General features: G+C 71.7%; 15 protein-coding genes. 3 read left to right on the top strand and 12 right to left on the bottom strand.

Annotated features, from left to right (window positions below; genetic code table 11):
• Positions 1 to 191 precede the first annotated feature (191 nt).
• Entirely contained in the window at positions 192 to 2,108 is a 1,917-nt protein-coding gene (locus ACIF9R_RS23665; RefSeq protein ID WP_399983408.1) for an AMP-dependent synthetase/ligase, read from the top strand.
• Positions 2,109 to 2,132: 24 nt separating this feature from the next.
• Here the strand turns inward: ACIF9R_RS23665 and ACIF9R_RS23660 are convergent, their stop codons facing one another.
• From ACIF9R_RS23660 to ACIF9R_RS23640, 5 genes are all read right to left on the bottom strand, one after another.
• Positions 2,133 to 2,705 carry a GNAT family N-acetyltransferase gene (locus ACIF9R_RS23660; RefSeq protein ID WP_399983405.1) on the bottom strand — a complete coding sequence of 191 codons (573 nt, stop codon included), beginning with the start codon at positions 2,703 to 2,705 and terminating at the stop codon, positions 2,133 to 2,135.
• Positions 2,706 to 2,767: 62 nt separating this feature from the next.
• Positions 2,768 to 3,295 carry a DUF1990 family protein gene (locus ACIF9R_RS23655; protein ID WP_399983403.1) on the bottom strand — a complete coding sequence of 176 codons (528 nt, stop codon included), beginning with the start codon at positions 3,293 to 3,295 and terminating at the stop codon, positions 2,768 to 2,770.
• A complete protein-coding gene (locus ACIF9R_RS23650) occupies positions 3,288 to 4,505 on the bottom strand; it encodes a cysteine desulfurase-like protein (protein ID WP_399983400.1) in 1,218 nt (405 codons plus the stop codon). Before ACIF9R_RS23650 ends, ACIF9R_RS23655 begins: the two co-directional genes overlap by 8 nt.
• A 69-nt stretch (positions 4,506 to 4,574) precedes the next feature.
• Positions 4,575 to 5,672: an AI-2E family transporter gene (locus ACIF9R_RS23645; protein WP_399983397.1), complete on the bottom strand. Its 1,098-nt coding sequence runs from the start codon at positions 5,670 to 5,672 to the stop codon at positions 4,575 to 4,577.
• A 181-nt stretch (positions 5,673 to 5,853) separates the two neighbouring features.
• Positions 5,854 to 7,059 (bottom strand): glycoside hydrolase family 64 protein, encoded by a 1,206-nt coding sequence (locus ACIF9R_RS23640; protein WP_399983395.1) that lies wholly within the window; start codon positions 7,057 to 7,059, stop codon positions 5,854 to 5,856.
• A gap of 352 nt (positions 7,060 to 7,411) precedes the next feature.
• Here ACIF9R_RS23640 and yicI point away from each other — a divergent pair, with 352 nt between their 5' ends.
• Positions 7,412 to 9,682: an alpha-xylosidase gene (yicI, locus tag ACIF9R_RS23635; RefSeq protein WP_399983393.1), complete on the top strand. Its 2,271-nt coding sequence runs from the start codon at positions 7,412 to 7,414 to the stop codon at positions 9,680 to 9,682.
• Positions 9,683 to 9,692: 10 nt separating this feature from the next.
• Here the strand turns inward: yicI and ppk2 are convergent, their stop codons facing one another.
• From ppk2 to ACIF9R_RS23605, 6 genes are all read right to left on the bottom strand, one after another.
• Positions 9,693 to 10,694, bottom strand: a complete 1,002-nt coding sequence (gene ppk2 / locus ACIF9R_RS23630; protein ID WP_399983391.1) for a polyphosphate kinase 2 — start codon at positions 10,692 to 10,694, stop codon at positions 9,693 to 9,695.
• Between the two features lie 192 nt (positions 10,695 to 10,886).
• Positions 10,887 to 12,332, bottom strand: coding sequence for a cellulase family glycosylhydrolase (locus tag ACIF9R_RS23625; protein WP_399983389.1), 1,446 nt, complete (start codon positions 12,330 to 12,332; stop codon positions 10,887 to 10,889).
• Between the two features lie 119 nt (positions 12,333 to 12,451).
• Positions 12,452 to 13,204: a sulfite exporter TauE/SafE family protein gene (locus ACIF9R_RS23620; RefSeq protein WP_399983428.1), complete on the bottom strand. Its 753-nt coding sequence runs from the start codon at positions 13,202 to 13,204 to the stop codon at positions 12,452 to 12,454.
• A 409-nt stretch (positions 13,205 to 13,613) separates the two neighbouring features.
• Positions 13,614 to 13,931, bottom strand: a complete 318-nt coding sequence (locus tag ACIF9R_RS23615) for an SCO5918 family protein (protein ID WP_399983387.1) — start codon at positions 13,929 to 13,931, stop codon at positions 13,614 to 13,616.
• A gap of 177 nt (positions 13,932 to 14,108) precedes the next feature.
• Entirely contained in the window at positions 14,109 to 15,764 is a 1,656-nt protein-coding gene (locus tag ACIF9R_RS23610) for a DEAD/DEAH box helicase (protein WP_399983384.1), read from the bottom strand.
• Between the two features lie 403 nt (positions 15,765 to 16,167).
• A complete protein-coding gene (locus tag ACIF9R_RS23605; RefSeq protein ID WP_399983425.1) occupies positions 16,168 to 17,157 on the bottom strand; it encodes a LacI family DNA-binding transcriptional regulator in 990 nt (329 codons plus the stop codon).
• Positions 17,158 to 17,587: 430 nt separating this feature from the next.
• Here ACIF9R_RS23605 and ACIF9R_RS23600 point away from each other — a divergent pair, with 430 nt between their 5' ends.
• Positions 17,588 to 19,627, top strand: coding sequence for a beta-galactosidase (locus ACIF9R_RS23600; protein ID WP_399983382.1), 2,040 nt, complete (start codon positions 17,588 to 17,590; stop codon positions 19,625 to 19,627).
• On the opposite strand, the gene ACIF9R_RS23595 is transcribed toward ACIF9R_RS23600, so the two are convergent.
• Complete coding sequence (locus tag ACIF9R_RS23595; protein ID WP_399983380.1) at positions 19,610 to 19,834, bottom strand: hypothetical protein; 225 nt, start codon at positions 19,832 to 19,834, stop codon at positions 19,610 to 19,612. The two genes, ACIF9R_RS23600 and ACIF9R_RS23595, sit on opposite strands and share 18 nt — an antisense overlap.
• Positions 19,835 to 19,892 lie beyond the last annotated feature (58 nt).

Here is a 19,892-nt window from a genome sequence, read left to right as displayed (position 1 = left end):
CCCGCGAGGTCTACCGCGCCCTGACCACCACACCAACGGAACGAATCACCCAAACCGACCTTGCTCCAGTGGCTTGACAAGCATAGGAGCATCCCGGCCCATTGACTCGTCTTTACGCACGGGTAAGTTGACTCCGGAGTAAGTAGGCACGGCAGCCTGCACGAGAGCATCAGCCGCGACCGGGAGCCGCCATGGGTGTACGCAAGGATCTGAAACGGGCGAAACGACGCACCGATCTCGCGGGGCGGGCCGGGGTCGAGACCGTCAGGGACGAGCGGGGCGTCGTGCGTGAGGCCCGCACGGCGGCTCTCGCCGCACGGCAGACCACCGGCAGCACCGCCGACATCCCGTTCACCAACGCGGCCGAGGCACCCGACGCGGTGGTGCTGCGCCGCGAGGAGGCCGGCGTCTGGCGCCCGGTCACGGCGGCGGCCTTCGCCCATGAGGTCACCGCCGTGGCCAAGGGGCTGATCGCCGCCGGGCTGGAACCGGGCGACCGGGTCGCCGTGATGTCCCGCACCCGCTACGAGTGGGCGGTCCTGGACTTCGCGATCTGGTCCGCGGGGGGCCAGAGCGTGCCGGTCTACGCGACCTCCTCGGCACAGCAGGTGGACTGGATCGTCCGTGACTCCGGCGCCCGGCACGTCGTCACGGAGACCGCGGAGAACACCGCCACCGTCAGGACGGGCACCGAGGCCCATCCCGCGCCGCCACGGCTGTGGGAACTGGACGCGGGCGCCCTCACCGAACTCACCGCGCTCGGCGAGGACGTACCGGACGAGGAGGTCACCGAGCGGCGTACCGGCCTGACCCCCGGCACCGTCGCGACCGTCTGCTACACCTCCGGCACCACCGGCCGCCCCAAGGGCTGCGTCCTCACCCACGCCAACCTGTACGCGGAAGCCGCCAACACGGTGGAACTGCTGCACCCCGTCTTCAAGGAGGTCACGGACCAGGCCGCCGCCACCCTGCTGTTCCTCCCGCTCGCCCACATCCTCGGCCGCACCCTGCAGATCTCGTGCCTGATGGCCCGTATCGAGATCGGCCACTGTCCGAGCATCAAGCCGGACGAACTGCGTCCCAGGTTCAGGTCGTTCCGCCCGACGTTCCTGGTGGGCGTCCCCTACCTGTTCGAGAAGATCCACGACACCGGCCGGGCCACCGCCGAGAAGCTGGGCCGCGGTGCCTCCTTCGAGCGGGCCCATCGCGTCGCGGTCCGCTTCGGCGAAGCCCATCTCAACCGTTTCCTCGGCCGCGGCAAGCGTCCCGGCCCCGGCCTGTACGCCGCCTGGGCGCTGTACGACCTGCTGGTCTACCGCCGGGTGCGCAAGGAACTCGGCGGGCGCCTGCGGTACGCCATCAGCGGCGGCTCCCCACTGGAGCGCGACCTCAACCTGTTCTTCTACGCGGCCGGCATCATGATCTACGAGGGCTACGGCCTGACCGAGACCACGGCGGCCGCCACCATCGTCCCGCCGCTCGGCCCCCGCCCCGGCACGGTCGGCCTCCCGGTCCCCGGCACCGCGGTCCGGATCGCCGACGACGGCGAGGTGTGCGTCAGGGGCGGCATCGTCTTCGGGTCGTACCACGACAATCCGGCGGCCACCGGCGAGGTGCTCGACGACGGCTGGTTCAGCACCGGAGACCTCGGCTCCCTCGACGAGGACGGCTATCTGACCATCACCGGGCGCAAGAAGGACATCCTCGTCACCTCCGGCGGGAAGAACGTCTCCCCCGCCGTCCTGGAGGACCGGCTGCGCAGCCGCCCGCCCGTCGGCCAGTGCCTCGTCGTCGGCGACAACCGGCCCTTCGTGGGCGCGCTGATCACCCTCGACCCCGAGACGATCGCCCACTGGCTGTCGGTGCGCAAGCTGCCCGCCGACACCCCGATGTCCGAGGTGATCCGCGATCCACGGATGCGCGCCGATGTGCAAAGGGCCGTGGACTACGCCAACGAGGCCGTCTCCCGCGCGGAGTCGATTCGCGCCTTCACCCTGGTCGAGGGCGAGTTCACCGAGGAGAACGGACTGCTGACCCCCTCCCTCAAGGTCAGACGGCAGGCCGCCCAGCGGGCGTACGAGGCGGAGATCGCGGCGTTGTACTCCTGACGCCGTCGCCCCCTTTGCGTCCCGTCAGCGCAGGTCGAGGCGCATCAGGACGCGGGGGTGGCCGGACAGGACCGATGTCGTGTCGGCGGCGTGGGTGAAGCCGGCCCGCTCGAAGTTCTTCCGGATCCCGGCGTACGCCATGGTCAGGTCGACGCGGGCGTCGCCGTTGTCGAGGGGGTACGCCTCGATCGCGGGGGCGCCGTGGGCGCGGGCGAACTCGACCGCGCCGGTGATGAGGGCGTGCGAGATGCCCTGCTTGCGGTGGCCAGGACGCACCCGGACGCACCACAGGGACCAGACGGGCAGGTCGTCGACGTGCGGGATCTTGCGGTTGCGTGCGAAGGAGGTGTCCGCGCGCGGTGCGACGGCGGCCCAGCCGACCGGCTCCGCACCGTCGTACGCGAGCACGCCGATGGGTGTGCCGGTCCGGCACAGTCCGGCGACGTAGTCGCCCCGGGCCGGACCGCGCAGCTCCTTGTTGAGCCCGGAGGGGACGCGGTGGCTCAGGCACCAGCACACGTTCGCCCCGGGCGACTTGGGACCGAGCACGGCACGGACGTCCTCGAAGACGGAGGCGGGGCGGACTTCGATGGTCATCCGCCCACGATGCCACGCCGCACCGTGCGGCGCCGCCCCGCACGGCGTTCACCGCACGGCGTTCACCGCAGTGACCTGAGGTAGCGGGCCCGTACGCCGAGTTGGACGAGGAGCAGGGCGGGGAAGAGGAACCGCCAGGGGCCCGCGGGCGCCGCCCGGGTCAGTGAGCGGAGGGTCAGCAGGACCCGGCCGTCGCCGTCCCGGTGCACGATGAAGGCCTCCTCCCCGCTCACCGGATGTCCCCAGCAGGTGCCGTAGGCGAAGCCGCACCGGTCCCCGGTCTCCACCACGGCGACCACCTCCACCGGCTCGCGGACGGCGAACCGGCCGAGGCCGGCCGTGATGGTGTACCGCCCGCCCTCCCGCACCCGGACGCCGCCTCCGTCGGCCGGGGCGACGCGGAAGCCGCTGCGGCGTTTGATCCCCCAGGTCAGCACGGCGTCCCTGGCCGCCGCCCAGGTGTCCGCTCCGCGCCCGATCGGCACCGTTGCCTCGTACCGGCGGAACCCGGACGGGGACGGGGGCCAGAGCGGCGTGTCCGGGGAGGTGGCACCGCGGGCGGGGTAGCTCAGGCCGGTGCCGTCACCCATGCGCCGGGCGCTCCAGGAAGGCCGCCAGACCGGCCAGGAGCCGGTCGACGTCCTCGACGTCGGTGTACGGGGCCAGGCCGATCCGAAGCCCGCCGGTGTCCCCGAGGCCGAGGTGGCGCGATGCCTCCAGGGCGTAGAAACTGCCGGACGGCGCGTGGACGCCGCGCTCCGCGAGGAAGCGGTAGGCGTCCTCGGTGCGGTGGCCGTCGAGGGTGACCAGCAGGGTCGGGGTGCGCCGGGCGGCCCGGGAGCGCACGGTGACTCCCCCGAGGGCCGCCAGACCCTTCTCGAGCCGGTCCCGGAGCACGGCCTCGTGTTCCTCGAGCAGTTCGTAGGTCCGGGCGAGCCGTTCCCTGCGGTCGCCACCCGGCTGCCCGGAGAGGCCGGCCAGGAAGTCGACGGCCGCACGGGTGCCCGCGAGGAACTCGTAGGGCAGTGTGCCGAGTTCGAAGCGCTCGGGAACGGCGTCCGTGGAGGGCAGCAGCTTGTCCGGGTGGAGGGTCTCCAGCAGCTCCGGACGGGCGGCCAGGACCCCGTGGTGCGGGCCGAGGAACTTGTAGGGGGAGCAGACGAAGAAGTCCGCGCCGAGCGCCCCGATGTCGACCAGGTCGTGCGCGGTGTAGTGCACGCCGTCGACGTACAGCAGGGCGCCCGCCTCGTGGACGATCCGGGCGATCTCGGCGATCGGGGGGATCGTGCCGATGAGGTTCGAGGCCGCGGTGACGGCGACCAGCCGGGTGCGCCCGGAGAGCTGGTCCCGGATGTCGTCGGCGGTGAGCTCACCGGTGTCCGGGTCGAAGCCGGCGTGGCGGACGGTGGCACCGGCCCGTTCCGCCGCCCGGACCCAGGGGCGGATGTTGGCATCGTGGTCCAGCCGCGTGACGACCACCTCGTCGCCGGGCGACCAGCCGGCGGCGAGGGTGCGGGAGAAGTCGTAGGTGAGCTGGGTGGCGCTGCGGCCGAAGACGATGCCCGCCGGATCGGCGCCGAGCAGGTCGGCCATGGCGCGGCGGGCCTCGGTGACCACGGTGTCGGCGTTGCGCTCGCCGGGCAGGAGTCCTCCGCGGTTCGAGAGGGGTGCGCGGAGCGCGGCGCCGATGGCGTCGATGACGGGCTGCGGCGTCTGCGTACCGCCGGGGCCGTCGAAGTGCGCGGTGCCGGCGGCCAGCGCGGGCACCTGGGCGCGCAGGGCGGTGAGGTCGTAGGTCACGGGGGCTTCCTCTCGATGCGGCCGGTGTGCCGGGGGCGGGTAGGCCGGGTGCCGGTGTGCCGGTGCCGGTCAGGTGGGCGAGCCGTCGGCCGCCGGTTCCCTCGGTGGGTCGGTGAGCTGCTCGCGCAGATAGTTCCAGATGACCGCGATCAGGGCGGCGACGGGTACCGCGAGCAGGCTGCCGACGATGCCGGCCAGGCTGCCGCCCAGGGTGACCGCCAGCAGCACGACGGCCGCGTGCAGTCCGAGACCGCGGCTCTGGATGAGGGGCTGGAACACATTGCCCTCGAGTTGCTGCACCACGATGATGAGGGCCAGTACCAGCAGCGCATTCATCAGCCCGTTGGACACCAGCGCGATCAGCACCGCGACCAGACCGGCGAACAGGGCGCCGATGATGGGCACGAACGCGGACACGAACGTCAGCACCGCCAGCGGGAGCACCAGCGGTACGTCGAGGATCCACAGGCCCAGGCCGATGAGGATCGCGTCGAACAGGCCGACGAGGGCCTGGGACAGCACGAACGAGCCCAGGGTGAGCCAGCACCGCTCGGCCACGACCGGGATGTCGGTGGCGAGCCGGCCGGGGAGCTGGCGGCGCAGCCACGGCAGGAAGCGCGGGCCGTCCTTGAGGAAGAAGAACATCAGGAAGAGCGCCAGTACGGCGGTGACCACTCCGCTGACGACCGTGCTCACGCCGGTGACGGCGGTGGTGGCGATGGCCCCGGCGCTGTCCTGGAGACGGGTGGTCGCGGTGTCGAAGGCCTCCGAGATCTGCGCGTCGTCGATGTTCAACGGCGGCCCGGCGGCCCATTCACGCAGCTTTTCGACGCCTTCGACGACGCCCTCGCCCAGCTTGCCGGACTCCGACGCCACGGGCACCGCGATCAGCGCCACGGTCCCCGCGGCCACCAGCAGGAACAGCACGGTCACCACGGACGCGGCGAGCGCGGGGGCCACCCCGCGCCGGCGCAGGTAGCGGGCCGGCGGCCAGGTCAGCGTGGTGAGGAGCAGGCCGACCACGAGGGGCCAGACCACCGACCACATGCGGCCCAGCGTCCACAGCACCACCGCGGCGGCCACCAGGACCAGCAGCAGCTCACCGGAGATGCGCGCCGAGGTGCGCAGCGCGGCACGGGTCTTCCCCGCGTTCAACGTCGCAGACATGGGGGCACCCTACGGTGCCCCCATGTCGCTGTGATCACCCGGGATCCTGCCCGGGTACCCGCCCGCGTCTCCGTCCGGCCGGCGGCGGGGTCCGGGTCTGCTGGGCCCGGCCGGCGGCCGGTGGGCCGGTGGCCGGTGGGCCGCCCGCCGGGGGTCTCGGGTCTCCGCCGGCACGGGAGGGTCAGTTGAACGGATCGAGGGTGAAGGACGCCTGGCGCGGGTTGCCGTCGTGGACGAGCGATTCGTGGTTGCCCACGTCGTCGAAGGCGAAGCCGTAGGCCTTTCCGTCGGTCATGTGCGCGTGAATGATCCGGGAGTAGTGGTTGGTGACGGGCTCCCGGTAGAAGCCGGCCGCGCTGGAGTCGGGCTGGTGGGGGTTGTCGAGCAGGGTGGTGCGGTGGAATCCCGCACACAGGGTGCGCGAGATCGGTCCGCGCACCTGGTCGTTCGGTGCGTCGAGATGGCGGTGACAGCCGAACACGGACGAGGCGTCGGGCTTCTGGAAGCTGGTGACGACGGCGCCCGAGCCGTTGGTGAAGTGCATGACACCGCCGGAGACCCGGCCGGAGTACCTGATGTCGGGCCGGTCACCGAAGGGCGTGACCGTCAGGGTCGAGCCCGAGTACTTCTGCCAGACCCGGTTGATGTAGTCGTCCATGATCGATGCCGGCAGGGCACCCGTCTCCACTCCGTACAGCGGGGACAGTGCGCGCAGCACCGTGCCGTCGGGCCGGGTCTGGATCAGGTTCGCCCAGCCTCCGGACTGTCCCCTGAGGGCGTTGAAGACTCCGTTGTAGCCGCCGGGCCTGAGTCGGCCGGCGGTCACCGTGCTGCCGTCCGCGCGCTGCACTCCCACCGTGTAGGGCGCGGAGAACATGTCGACCTGGGTGCTGTTGAGCCAGAGGCCGTCATCGTTGAGGGTGTACTCCGACCAGTTGAACAGGATGTTCTGGTTGGGGTCCGTGGGGTTCTGGACGGCCGGCTGCACCAGACCGCCGGTGGTCAGTTTGAAGACCATCTTCTGCCCGTAGGAGAAGTAGATGCGGCCGGAGAACTTCGGAACGCGGATGGTCTTGGTCTGCCCTGCCGCCGGGCCCGGGATCGAGGCGTCGGGTGCGGGTGTGGGCGGGTTGCCGCCGGCGGGCCAGGGGTGGAAGGTGCCGTCGGCGTCGGCCCAGCCCTGCCGGCCGGTCGACAGCTGGGTGCCGAGGTTGTAGAGGTACACCTGCTCGCCGCGACCCGAGTTGTTGGTGATCGTCATGGGGACGGTGTCGGGAACCGCGGCATGAGCGGGGGACGACACTCCGGTGGCGAGCAATGATCCGCCGAGCACCGTGGCAATGCTCAATCCCACGGCCATGACCTGGCGTTTGAGTGTGCGCAGCATGCTCCTTCTCCGTTCAACCGTGGCCGGAACCGTTCTGAGAGCGCTCTCAGCAGAGTCCCGCTTTGGTGTGAACCTGTCAACGGCTGGGTCGGCGGCTGCCGCCCTTCCGACCACAGGACTCTGGTGAAGCGCTTCGACTGGAAGTCGAAGCGATCGAGGTGTTGCCTGATGCCACACCGGGTGTAATTTGTTTGCCCTGATTACTAATACGCCCCCGGAAGCCGGTCACGCCGGTCCCCCCGCGGGAGGATCTGCGCGCGCAAGGGCGTGACAGGCCCTGGAGCTCCTGTCATAGTTGCTGGTCAGAGCCTGACGCTCGTCCCCATGCCGGCCTCTCCCTCCGAGGAAGACCATGAAATTCACCGACGGCTTCTGGCGCGTCCGCGACGGCGTCCAGATCTCGTACGCCACCGAAGTGCGTGACGTGCGCTCCGAATCGAAGCGCTTCACCGGGTACACCTCTGTGAAGAAGGTGACCGACAGGGGCGACACCCTCAACGCACCCCTGATCACGGTCGAGTGCTTCTCCCCCGCCGAGGGCGTCATCGGTGTCCGGGTCACCCATCACGCGGGCAGACACCACCCCGGCCCTGACTTCGCGCTCACCGGCGAGGCGGACGGCGCGGGGACCGTACGCCGGGACGGCACGGTCACGGAGCTGACCAGCGGCCCCCTGACGGTCCGTCTCGGCGGCGCCGGCCCCTTCGGCCTGACGTTCCACGACGCGGAGGGGCGGGAGCTGACCCGCGCCGGCGCCAAGAGCACCGCCTTCGCCACCACCGGCGAGGGAGCACACCATGTGCTGAGCCGGCTGTCGCTCGGCGTCGGCGAGCAGATCTACGGCCTGGGCGAGCGCTTCACCCCGTTCGTCAAGAACGGCCAGACCGTCGACGTCTGGCAGGCCGACGGCGGCACGAGCAGTGAACAGGCCTACAAGAACGTCCCGTTCTATCTGTCCTCGCGCGGCTACGGCCTCTTCGTCAACCATCCCGGCGCCGTCTCCTTCGAGGTCGGCTCCGAGTCCGTCGGGCAGGTCCAGTTCAGCGTCGAGGACCAGTCACTGGAGTACTACGTCGTCGCCGGCCCGACTCCCAAGGAGGTCCTCGGCCGCTACACCGCGCTGACCGGACGTCCGGCCCTGCCCCCCGCCTGGTCCTTCGGCCTGTGGCTCAGCACCTCCTTCACCACGTCCTACGACGAGCGGACGGTGACGTCGTTCGTCGACGGCATGGCCGAGCGGGGCATCCCCCTGTCCGTGTTCCACTTCGACTGCTTCTGGATGCGCGAGTACCAGTGGTGCGACTTCCAGTGGGACCCGGACGTCTTCCCCGACCCTGACGGCATGCTGGCCCGGCTCAAGGAGAAGGGCCTGCGCGTCAGCGCCTGGATCAACCCGTACATCGCCCAGAAGTCCCCGCTGTTCGACGAGGCCGCCGCCCTCGGGCACCTGGTGCGCCGGGCGGGCGGCGACGTGTGGCAGTGGGACCTGTGGCAGGCCGGCATGGGGCTGGTCGACTTCACCAGCCCGGACGCACGCGCCTGGTTCCAGTCGAAGCTCAGACCGCTGCTCGACCAGGGCGTGGACTGTTTCAAGACCGACTTCGGCGAGCGCATCCCCACCGATGTCGTCTGGCACGACGGATCCGACCCGGAGCGCATGCACAACTACTACACGCACTTGTACAACCGGACCGTGTTCGAACTCCTGGAGAAGGAGCGCGGACAGGGCGAGGCCGTGCTCTTCGCCCGGTCCGCGACCGCGGGCGGGCAGCAGTACCCGGTGCACTGGGGCGGCGACTGCTGGTCGTCCTTCGAGGCGATGGCCGAGTCGCTGCGGGGCGGTCTGTCCCTGTCACTGAGCGGGTTCGGCTTCTGGAGCCACGACATCGGCGGTTTCGAGGGCACCCCGAGTCCCGAGGTGTTCACCCGCTGGCTCGCGTTCGGCCTGCTGTCCTCGCACAGCCGGCTGCACGGCTCCACCTCGTACCGGGTGCCGTGGGAGTTCGGCGACGAGGCGGTCGAGGTCGCCCGGCGGTTCACCCGGCTCAAGCACCGCCTGATGCCGTACCTCTACGGCGCCGCCGTCGAGACCCACCGCACGGGCGTCCCGATGATGCGGCCAATGGTGCTGGAGTTCCCGCAGGACCCCGCGTGCCGCCCTCTCGACCGCCAGTACATGCTCGGTCCCGATCTCCTGGTCGCACCGGTGTTCAGTGCGGACGGCCGGGTGGAGGTGTATCTGCCGGAGGGCACCTGGACCCATCTGCTCAGCGGCGAGCGGGTCACCGGGCCGTGCTGGCGCACCGAGCGCCACGGATACGACAGCCTTCCCCTGTACGTCCGTGAGGGCGCCGTGCTGCCGCTTGCGGGGGACGACTCCCGGCCCGACGGGGACTGGCTGGACGCCCCGGTCCTGCTCGCGCATCCGCCGGCCGCGCCCGGCTACACGGCCGAGGTCACCGTGCCGGACACGGCGGGGCTGCCGGCCGCGACGTTCCGGGTCCGGCGGGAGGGTGGCCTCCTGCGGGTCACGGCGACGGGGACCGACCGCCCGTTCACGGTGCGCGTCGCCGGTGGGGCGCAGGCGCACGGCGTGGGCGAGGTGACACTGCCGCTCGGGTGACCGGTCGGGCTCACGGGTGGCTGCCCGGACCGTGGCCGGGGCCCGCGAGGGGGGTCGGTGAGAGGACCGCGGGTTCCTCACCGGCCTCCAGCAGGGTGTCCGCCGCGCCCACGATCAACGGGTCCGGCTTGCCCAGCGCCCCGTGGTCCTTCGCCGGATAGTCGCAGCGGTCGAGGAGGCTGCGCATGGCCTCGAGGCGGCCCCGGCGCTTGTCGTTGTTCTTCACCACGGTCCACGGCGCGTGGGCGGTGTCCGTGGCCCGGAACATCTCGACCTTGGCCTTGGTGTAGTCGTCCCACAGGTCCAGTGAGGCGAGGTCCATCGGGGACAGTTTCCAGCGCCGCAACGGATCGACCTGGCGGATCGCGAAGCGGGTCCGCTGCTCGGCCCGGGACACGGAGAACCAGAACTTCACCAGCATGATGCCGTCGTCGGTCAGCAGCCGTTCGAACATCGGCGTCTGGTGGAGGAACTGGTGGTACTCGTCGTCCGAGCAGAACCCCATGACCCGCTCGACCCCGGCGCGGTTGTACCAGGAGCGGTCGAAGAAGACGATCTCGCCCCGGGCCGGCAGATGGGCCACGTACCGCTGGAAGTACCACTGCCCCGCTTCCCGCTCGGTCGGCTTCTCCAGGGCCACCACGCGGGCGCCACGGGGGTTCAGCCGCTCGATGAACCGCTGGATGGTGCCGCCCTTTCCGGCCGCGTCGCGTCCCTCGCAGATCACCACGATCCGCTGACCGGTGTCCTTCACCCACCGCTGCATCTTCAGCAGTTCGATCTGCAGGATGCGCTTCGTCCGGTCGTACTCCGCCCTGCGCATCCTGCTGTCGTAGGGGTGGTTCTCCCGCCAGGTCTCGATGGGGGTGCCGTCGGCGTCGAGGAGCACGGGGCGTTCCGGACGCCGGTGGTCCACCTCCAGCCCGTGGAGCAGATCGCCGCCGGTCGTACCGGAGGGCGACCCCTCGGCTTCCGTGCCGCTCTCCGGTGTGTCCGAGTGTTCGCCCGTCACTGCGTCTCCCACCTCTTCGATGCCCTAGGGGCAGCGTATGCCTCCCGGGCCCTTTGCGGTGATTCGACCCGGGGTACAAGGAGCCGGTGCGGTGGACGGGACGGAAACGGACGCGACGCTTCGTGCGCGGCGAGGGCGCCGTCCCCGTCCGTCCGGCAAGGGCTCCGGACGGGCGGGTACGGGGTGGCGGGATCAGCCGGTGGGGAAGTTGTCCGGGGTCCTGAGGTGGTCACGGATCCAGACGCCGGCGGGCTTCAGCGACGACGTGCCGGTCCACGGGCCGCCGCTGTCGCAGGTGCCGGTGGTGAAGACGGCGCCGGAGCGGTGGTCGTCGGAGAAGTTCCAGTTGACCCAGCTGATCTTCTTGTCCGCCATCAGGTCGAGGTAGCGCTGGGACATCGTGAAGTCATCGGCTCCCTCCCCCGCGTAGTTCTGGGTGCCGAACTCGGTGACGAACAGGGGGATCCGGTCGGCGGCGCGCGAGAGGGCCGCCAGGTACTCGTCCCGGTGCGAGGCCGCGTAGAAGTGGAAGGTGTACATGATGTTGGAGGCGTCGACCGGGTTGTTCACGACTTCCGACTCGTCCGCGCCCTCGGAGACGCCGAGCGAGGACCAGGCACGGGTGCCGACGAGGACGGGGGCGTCGGAGTCGATCCCGCGGATGACCGGGATGATCTGCTCCGCGTAGCTCTTGATCCGGGACCAGCTCACGTCACTGGGCTCGTTGGCGATCTCGTAGAGGATGTTGTCGCGGCCCTTGTTGCGGCTCGCGATGTCGGTGAAGAACTTCCGGGCGTTGTCCAGGTTCGCCATGGGGTCGCCGGGGTCCAGCATGTGCCAGTCGACGATCACGTACATGCCGCGGTCGCTCGCCTGCCGGATCAGGGAGTCCGCCAGGCGGGTGAAGTGCGCGGGATCGGTCTCGTAGCCTCCCTCCTGCACATAGGTGGAGACACGCAGGACGTCGGCCTTCCAGTCCTTGGCCAGGGCGTCGAGCGATCCGTCGGTCAGGCACTGGGGGTACCACTGCGTGCCGTGGGTGCTCATGCCGCGCAGCTGGACCGGATGGCCGTGCTCGTTGCAGAGCCTGGTGCCGCAGACCTCGAGCCGGCCGTTGAGGTCCACGGGAGTGCCTGCCCGGGGCGGGTCGGTGGGCGGGTCGGTCGGTGTGCTGCCGCCGCCCGCGCACGGCAGGCCGTTGACGGTGCAGTTGAGGGGCAGTCCGGTGCCCGTGGCGTTGAAGCCGAAGCTCTGCCGGCCGCCGGGGGCGACGGTGGCGTTCCAGGAGGCGTTGGTGAAGCGGTAGTGCTGACCCTGCCGGGTCCGGGTGGCGGACCAGTGGCCGGCGACGGTCGTCCCGGCGGGCAGGTCGAACTCGATCGTCCAGCCGTCGGCCGGGGCGTCGCCGTCGTTGGTGATCGATACGTCGGCGCCGTACCCGGTGTCCCACGCGGTGGTGCGGGTGATCTGTGCCGTGACGCGGGCGTCCGCCGCCGCCGGTCCGGCGGTGACGGCGTCCGCGCCGGTGGGGGCCGGTGCGGCGGGTGCCGCGGTGGCGGTGGTCAGGGCGAGGAGGAGGGCACTGGCGAGTGCCGCGGCGGCCGCGGCGGGGCGTAGCTGGAAACGTGCCGGTGTCATGGGGGCTCCGTCCAGGACTGGATGGTTAGGAAAGTTTCCTAACGAGAAGGAACCAGAGCCGGCCTTGGATTGCAAGGTGCACGACAAGCTCGCTCGGTCCGCCCGGCCGAACGGCCTGGTCAGCGGAGCAGCAACTGGACGAGCGCGACGGTGCCGATGACGACGATGAGGGAGCGCAGCACCACGGGACTGAATCTGCGGCCCGTCGCCGCCCCGAGCTGGCCGCCCAGGGCGGAACCGACCGCGATCAGGCCGACCGCCGTCCAGTCGAAGTCGGCGACGAACAGGAAGAAGGTCGCGGCGACCGTGTTGACGATGGCGACGAGCACGTTCTTGACGGCGTTGAGACGCTGCAGGGGCTCGTCGAGGAGCAGACCCATCAGGGACATGTAGATGATGCCCTGCGCGGCGGCGAAGTAGCCGCCGTAGACGCTGGCCAGGGTCAGGCCGGTGAACAGGGGCCATCCGCCGTCGCGCCGGGCGGGCCGTTCCTGGTGCCGGCGTCGGCCGCGCACCTTCTTGCCGATCACCGGCTGGAGCGCGACCAGGACGAGGGCGAGCCCGACCAGGGTCGGCACGATGGTCTCGAACGCCTCGGCGGGCAGGGCCAGCAGCAGCGTGGCCCCCGCGATGCCGCCCAGCGCCGAGCCGATGCCGAGCCGTCGGACACGGCGGCCCTGACCGGAGAGCTCCCGCCGGTAGCCGATGGCTCCGCTGATGGCGCCGGGAACCAGTCCGAGGGCGTTGGAGACCGTGGCGGTGAGGGGTGACAGGCCGGTGGCGAGCAGGACGGGGAAGGTGACCAGGGTCCCCGATCCCACGACCGCGTTGATGGCACCGGCGCCGACGCCCGCCGCGAAGACACCGAGCATCTCCACCGGGGTCACGCCGCGGCCCCGGTCGCGTCATGGCCGGCCCGGGATGTCCTGGGCAGGCCGGAGCCCGAGGGAGTGTTCATGGCCCGGCCCCGGGGCCCGGCAGGCGGATCGTGCCGGAAACGCGGGGTCCGGCAGGCCCTCCCGCACTGCCCGGACGGCGTGGGAGGGGCCCAGCGGCGTCGTGGCCGGCCGCCGGCTGTCCGCACGCCCGGCTCCGCTCCTGCGGCGAGGGACCCCCCTCGCGTCGACGCCCTCCGCGTTGCGTCTGCACGCGCCGGGCCCCGCTCGGCGGCGCTTGCGGGAGCCATCGGTTTCCTCCGTCCTGATCCGCCGGACAGGTCCTGGCCCGCGGGCCCGCGGCGGTCGCCGAGGGCCCGCGGGCGGCTCGCCCGGATCCCGTGCCTCAGACCTGCCGGCCGGTGGGGTGGCCCAGCAGTTCCGACGCCGTCTCGAGCGGGGAGAGCTCGCGCGCGGGCGGCTCGGTCTCGGGGTGGGCGTGGCAGGTGAAGCCGAGGCGGGTCATCGCCCGGACGACTTCGCCGCTGGTGAAGTCGCGGCGGTCCTGCCGGGTGACGACCTGTCCCACCTGCTTGACGGGGTAACGGCGGCGCCCGATGGTCACGGACTCACCCGTGACCGCTTCCGGTGTGATGCCCTTCATCGACTCCAGGACTCCGGCCTTGGTCAGGTCGAACGGGTATCGGGCGATGACACAGCGCATGTTGCCTCACAGGGGAGAAGGGAGACGGGCCGACCGGGTGGGTGAGCGGCCCACGGGGACTGAAACGGTTCGGGAGCGCCATGACGACATGGCGAGGGCCGCGGGCGCGGCCCTACCGCCATGTCGTCATGTCGCCTTCTCGTCATGTCGTCACGGAAGGTGCGGTGCAGTGCGGGTCTAGGCGGCGCGGTCCGCGGCCGGCTTCCTCGGCGCCCTGCGGCGCGACGCCTCACCGGTGGGCCGCCCCTGGGCGGCCGCGCTCTGGGAGGTCCGGCCCTGTGCCGAACGGCTCTGTGCGGCGCGCTCGCCGGTGGTACGCCCGCCGCCCTGGGCGGTCCGGCCCTCGGCGCTGCGGGACTGCCCGTCGCGCCCCTGCCCTGCGCGGCCCTGGGCGCTTCGGCTCCGACGTCCGCGCGACGCCGAGGCACGGCGGGGCCGCTGCTCCACGGCCGGCGCCGCGATGACGACCGGCACGCCGGAGGGCGTCTGCGCACCCGTGATACGGCTCAGCTCCTCATCACCCGACCGCACCTGGGTGGTGCGCGGGGTGATGCCCGCCTGCACCATCAGCCGGCTCATGTCGCGCCGCTGGTCGCGCGTCACGAGGGTGATGACGCTGCCGGACTCGCCGGCGCGGGCGGTGCGTCCGCCCCGGTGCAGATAATCCTTGGGGTCGCTGGGCGGATCGACGTTGACGACCAGATCGAGGTTGTCCACGTGGATGCCCCGCGCCGCGACGTTCGTCGCCACCAGCACGGTCACCCGTCCGTCCTTGAACTGGGTGAGGGTCCGGGTGCGCTGGGGCTGGGACTTGCCGCCGTGCAGGGCGGCGGCGCGCACACCGCTGTTCAGGAGGTGCTTGGTGAGCTTGTCCACCGCGTGCTTGGTGTCCAGGAACATGATCACCCGGCCGTCCCGTGCCGCGATCTCGGTCGTGGTCCGGCGCTTGTCCGTGTCCTCGACGTGGAGCACGTGGTGTTCCATCGTGGTGACCGCGCCCGCGGACGGGTCGACGGAGTGGACCACCGGGTCGGTCAGGTAGCGCCGTACCAGCTGGTCGACGTTGCGGTCGAGGGTGGCGGAGAAGAGCATCCGCTGGCCGTCGGCCCGTACCTGGTCGAGCAGCCTGGTGACCTGCGGCAGGAAGCCCATGTCGGCCATCTGGTCCGCCTCGTCGAGGACGGTGATGTCGACATCGTCCAGCAGGCAGTCACCGCGGTCGATGAGGTCCTTGAGCCGCCCGGGCGTCGCGACGACGACCTCCGCGCCGGCCCGGAGGGCGGAGGCCTGCTTGCCGATCGACAGACCGCCGACCACGGTGGCCAGGCGCAGCCGCACGGAACGGGCGTACGGGGTGAGCGCGTCGGTGACCTGCCCGGCCAGCTCTCGGGTGGGCACGAGCACCATGGCCAGTGGCCGGCGGGGCTCGGCACGACGGCCGGTCGTGCGGGCCAGCAGCGCCAGCCCGAAGGCGAGGGTCTTGCCGGAACCGGTGCGGCCACGTCCGAGCACATCACGGCCGGCCAGGGAGTTCGGCAGCGTGGCCGCCTGGATGGGGAACGGGACCGTCACGCCTTCGTGGCCGAGGGTGGCCAGGATCTCTCCCGGCAGGGCGAGCTCGGCGAAGGACTCCACCGCGGGAAGCGCGGGGGTGGTGGTCACCGGAAGGGCGAACTCCCCGGTCGCCGGGGTCCGTCGGCCGCCGGAGCCCTTGGAACCCCGCTGTGCGCCGACGCGTCCGGCCGCGGCGCCTGTGCGGCGGCCGCCCTTGGCGAATCCCTGACCGCCGGAGCGAGAGCCGGCCGTTCGATTGTTCGCGCGAACCTGTGTCAAGTGGAACCTTCCCTGATGTGGCACGTATCAAGGAATGTCCGCCGCAGTGAAACAACGCAGGGAATTGCAAGAACGAGCCGGATCGAAGTGGTCACGTCGGCTGTTCCGCCCGGTCCATGAGACGAGACCCCTGAAAAGCAGCGAACCGGAGCCCGCACCTTCTGGTGCCGACCCCAGCTGCGACGTAGACGTCAGTATGGCGCAGGGGCGGTCTTTCCGGCCTGCGACTTTTTCGTTTACCACGACTACAACTGAGATCGACAGTAGCACGGAGCGTTCGGGCCCGTACAGCAGGCCCCGTGCCGGCCGCGCTGCCGGGACGGGGCCCGTGGCGGGGCGCCGGCACCGGGCTCGGTTCCTCCCGCGAGGACCGCCCTGCGCGGCAGCCGGTGCGGCTCGGGGCTCAGGCGTGACCGGGTGCCGCCGTGCTCGCGCGGTGCACCAGCCGGGTCGGGACGAGCGTCGTACCCCGCTCGGGGCCCTCCTGGCGCATCTTGCGCAGGACCGCCTGGACGCAGAGCCGCCCCACCTCGGCGAAGTCCTGGTGGACGGTGGTCAGCGGAGGCAGGAAGGAGGACGCCTCGGGGATGTCGTCGAAGCCGATGACGCTGACGTCCTGCGGAACGCGGCGCCCGCGCTCGTGCAGGGCGCGCAACAGGCCCAGCGCCATCTGGTCGTTGGCGGCGAAGACGGCGGTGCAGTCCGGCCGGGCGGCGAGTTCGAGACCGGCCCGGTAGCCCGAGTCCGCCGACCAGTCGCCCCGCACCAGGGGCGGCGGTACCCGCCCGTCCTCGGTGAGGGCGGCACGCCACGCATCCGTGCGGCGCTGGGCGGCGAAGGAGCCCTCGGGGCCGCCCAGATGCCACACCGTGCGGTGGCCGAGGCCGAGCAGATGCCGCACCGCGGCGCGGGTGCCGCCGTGCTGGTCGGTGTCGACGACCGTGTAGTGGCCGCCGGCGTCGGAGTCGACCACGACGACCTGGACGTGCGGAGGCAGAGTGACGGTCGCCGCGTCCAGGAGATGGACCTCCATGATGACGATCACGGCGTCGACCGCGAGTTCCTCCAGCCGGGAGAACGCGCCGCGCACCTCGTCCTGCGTGGGCACGGCGACCGGCAGCAGGGTCACCGCGTAGCCCTCCTGCGCGGCGGAGGTGGCGATCGCCTCCAGCGTGCGCACATTGCCGGTGGTGGAGAGGGTGAAGGTGATGACGCCGATGGTGCGGAACTCGCCCCGTTTGAGGGCGCGGGCGGCACTGTTGGGGCGGTAGCCGAGCTCCTTCATCGCGGCCAGCACCTGGCGCCGGGTCTGCTCGGTCACCCCGGCGTAGCCGTTGGACACGCGGGAGACGGTCTGCGCCGAGACTCCCGCGAGGCGGGCCACGTCCGCCATGGACGCCGTGGCGTGGGCGCGCGCCCGGCCCCGCCGGGCCGGCGCGCCGTCGGCGGTGTGCGGCACGTCCCCGGGCACCTCGGCGGCCGGGCCGTTCGCCGGTGTTCTGCCAACCGTGTCCACTCGGTGTCAGCCGCCTTCCCGTCGCTTCTCGTCACGGTTTCCCCAGGGGACCCTTGACCGTCGTCCTCGGGGCAGTGTAGACATTCGACCACTGGATGTTTACGTAAACATGACAGCTCGACCACCTCCCCGCGGCGCTCGATGTTTGCGCAACCATCCTGTACGGGGGCCTGCCCCGGCTCCGTGCCGGGGCAGCCGCCGGTTCCGGGATGCCGACGAACGAGGACGACATGACGACGCTGCGCCCGCCGCGGCAGGGCGGCGCGGACGTCCCGTGCCGCCCGACGCCCTTCTGGGAAGGACCGCCATGATCTCCACCCTCCTGTCCCGCTCCGGCGAGGCGGACGGTGACGTCGTCCCCCGTCTCGTCTACGGCGCCGACTACAACCCCGAGCAGTGGCCCCGCACCGTGTGGGAGGAGGACGTCCGGCTGATGCGCGAGGCCGGCGTGAACCTCGTGTCCGTGGGGATCTTCTCCTGGGCCCGGCTGCAACCGGCCGAGGACACCTGGGACTTCGTCTGGCTCGACGAGGTGATGGACCTGCTGCACGGGGGCGGCATCGGCGTCGACCTGGCGACCGCGACGGCCTCCCCGCCGCCCTGGCTCACCACCGCCCACCCCGAGATCCTCCCGGTCACGGCCACCGGCGAGACCCTCTGGCCGGGGGCGCGACAGCACTGGCGGCCCACCTCCCCCGTCTTCCGCCGGTACGCGCTGCGGCTGGTGCGGGAGCTGGCGGCCCGCTACGCCGGCCATCCGGCTCTCGTCGCCTGGCACGTCAGTAACGAGCTGGGCTGCCACAACGTCTACGACTACTCCGACGACGCGGCCCGCGCCTTCCGGGACTGGCTGCGCGCCCGCTACTCGACGGTGGCGGCGCTCAACACCGCCTGGGGCACCGCCTTCTGGTCGCAGCGGTACTCCGACTGGGAGCAGATCCTCCCGCCGCGGCTGGCCGCCTCCCACCCCAACCCCACCCAGCAGCTGGACTTCAAGCGGTTCTCCTCGGACGCGCTGAAGGACCATCTGCGCGCCGAGCGGCGGATCCTGCGGGAGCTCACCCCGGACATTCCCGTCACCACCAACTTCATGGTGATGGGCAGCACCAAGGCGATGAACTACCCCGACTGGGCCGGCGAGATCGACTTCGTCTCCAACGACCACTACGTCCACCCCGGCCCGCAGGACCGCGACGAGCTGTCCTTCTCCGCCAACCTCACCAGCGGCATCTCCGGCGGGCGGCCCTGGTTCCTGATGGAGCACTCCACCAGCGCCGTCAACTGGCAGCCCGTCAACGTCGCCAAGCGCCCCGGTGACCTGGCGCGCGACTCCCTGCTGCATGTCGCCCACGGCGCCGACGCGGTCTGCTTCTTCCAGTGGCGGCAGTCGGCGGCGGGCGCCGAGAAGTACCACTCGGCGATGGTCCCGCACGCCGGCGCGGACAGCGACCTGTTCCGCGCGGTGACCGGGCTCGGCGCCACCCTGAAGGCGCTCGCACCGGTCGCCGGGACCGAGCGGGAGCCCGCCCGGGTCGGCATCCTCTACGACTGGGAGTCGTGGTGGGCGAGCGAGCAGGACTCCCACCCCACTTCCCTGCTCGACTACCGGCAGGAGGCCCTCGACTGGTACTCGGCACTCCTCGCCCTGGGCATCCGCGCCGACCTCCTCACCACCCGGTCCGCTCCGCACCGCCACCAGGTGCTCATCGCACCCGTGCTGCACATGGTCCCCGCCGACCTGGCGAAGACCCTCACCCGGTACGCCGAACAGGGCGGCCATCTGATCACCACGTACTTCTCGGGCGTCGTCGACGAGCACGACCATGTGTGGCTCGGCGGCTATCCGGGCGCGCTGCGGGACCTGCTGGGCATCCGCATCGAGGAGTTCGGCCCGCTGCTCCCCGGCGACAGCGTGGAGCTCGACGACGGCACGACCGGTGTCGTGTGGACCGACCGGATCACCGTGACCGGCGCGGAGACCGAGGTCCTGGCCCACTACCGCACCGGCGAACAGTCCGGCAGGCCCGCCGTCACCCGGCGGCCCGCGGGCGCGGGCTCCGCGGCGTACGTCTCCACCCGCCTCGGTGTCGAAGGACTCACCTCGCTGCTGCCACGGCTGCTGGAGCCGGCCGGGGTGGAGAGCGAACTGCCCGCCGAGGTACGGGGGTCGGTCGAGGCGGTCGTACGCCGGGGCGCGGGCGGCCGGTTCCTGTTCCTGGTGAACCGGACCGACACCTCCGTCACGGTGCGGGGCCTCGACGGAGAGGTACTGACCGGCAGCACCGACGCCGACGGCGCCGTCGTCCTCGGGCCCCGCGCCGTCGCCGTACTACGGCAGCCGTCCTGACACCCCCACGACTCCCCGGGACGGCGGCCCGTCCTCGGCGCCGGTGCGGATCGAGGACGACGTGGAGGTCGGGGCCGGCGCGGTGATCCTGCCCGGGGTGACCGCCGGGCGGGTCTCGGCCGTCGGCGCGGGCAGCATGGTGACGGCCGGTGTACCGCCGATGACGGTCCTCGCCGGATCCCCGGCCCGCGTGCTGCGGCCGGTCACCGACGCGGACCGGGAGTGGGCCTGCCGACCGCCCCGTACCGCGCGGAGCCGAACGCGT

The sequence above is a fragment of the Streptomyces sp. NPDC086080 genome (assembly GCF_044540255.1).
GTDB lineage: Bacteria > Actinomycetota > Actinomycetes > Streptomycetales > Streptomycetaceae > Streptomyces.
Note: the sequence above shows the minus strand (reverse complement) of the source record. Positions and strands in the feature narration are given on the sequence as shown.

Bases quoted from the DNA above. Each gene is read 5' to 3' on its own strand.
- ACIF9R_RS23640 (WP_399983395.1), bottom strand. From the start codon at position 7,059: ATGCTGCGCACACTCAAACGCCAGGTCATGGCCGTGGGATTGAGCATT.
- ACIF9R_RS23655 (WP_399983403.1), bottom strand. From the start codon at position 3,295: ATGGGTGACGGCACCGGCCTGAGCTACCCCGCCCGCGGTGCCACCTCC.
- ACIF9R_RS23660 (WP_399983405.1), bottom strand. From the start codon at position 2,705: ATGACCATCGAAGTCCGCCCCGCCTCCGTCTTCGAGGACGTCCGTGCC.
- ACIF9R_RS23600 (WP_399983382.1), top strand. From the start codon at position 17,588: ATGATCTCCACCCTCCTGTCCCGCTCCGGCGAGGCGGACGGTGACGTC.
- ACIF9R_RS23605 (WP_399983425.1), bottom strand. From the start codon at position 17,157: ATGGCGGACGTGGCCCGCCTCGCGGGAGTCTCGGCGCAGACCGTCTCC.
- ACIF9R_RS23625 (WP_399983389.1), bottom strand. From the start codon at position 12,332: ATGACACCGGCACGTTTCCAGCTACGCCCCGCCGCGGCCGCCGCGGCA.
- ACIF9R_RS23620 (WP_399983428.1), bottom strand. From the start codon at position 13,204: ATGCTCGGTGTCTTCGCGGCGGGCGTCGGCGCCGGTGCCATCAACGCG.
- ACIF9R_RS23615 (WP_399983387.1), bottom strand. From the start codon at position 13,931: ATGCGCTGTGTCATCGCCCGATACCCGTTCGACCTGACCAAGGCCGGA.
- yicI (WP_399983393.1), top strand. From the start codon at position 7,412: ATGAAATTCACCGACGGCTTCTGGCGCGTCCGCGACGGCGTCCAGATC.
- ACIF9R_RS23645 (WP_399983397.1), bottom strand. From the start codon at position 5,672: ATGTCTGCGACGTTGAACGCGGGGAAGACCCGTGCCGCGCTGCGCACC.
- ACIF9R_RS23665 (WP_399983408.1), top strand. From the start codon at position 192: ATGGGTGTACGCAAGGATCTGAAACGGGCGAAACGACGCACCGATCTC.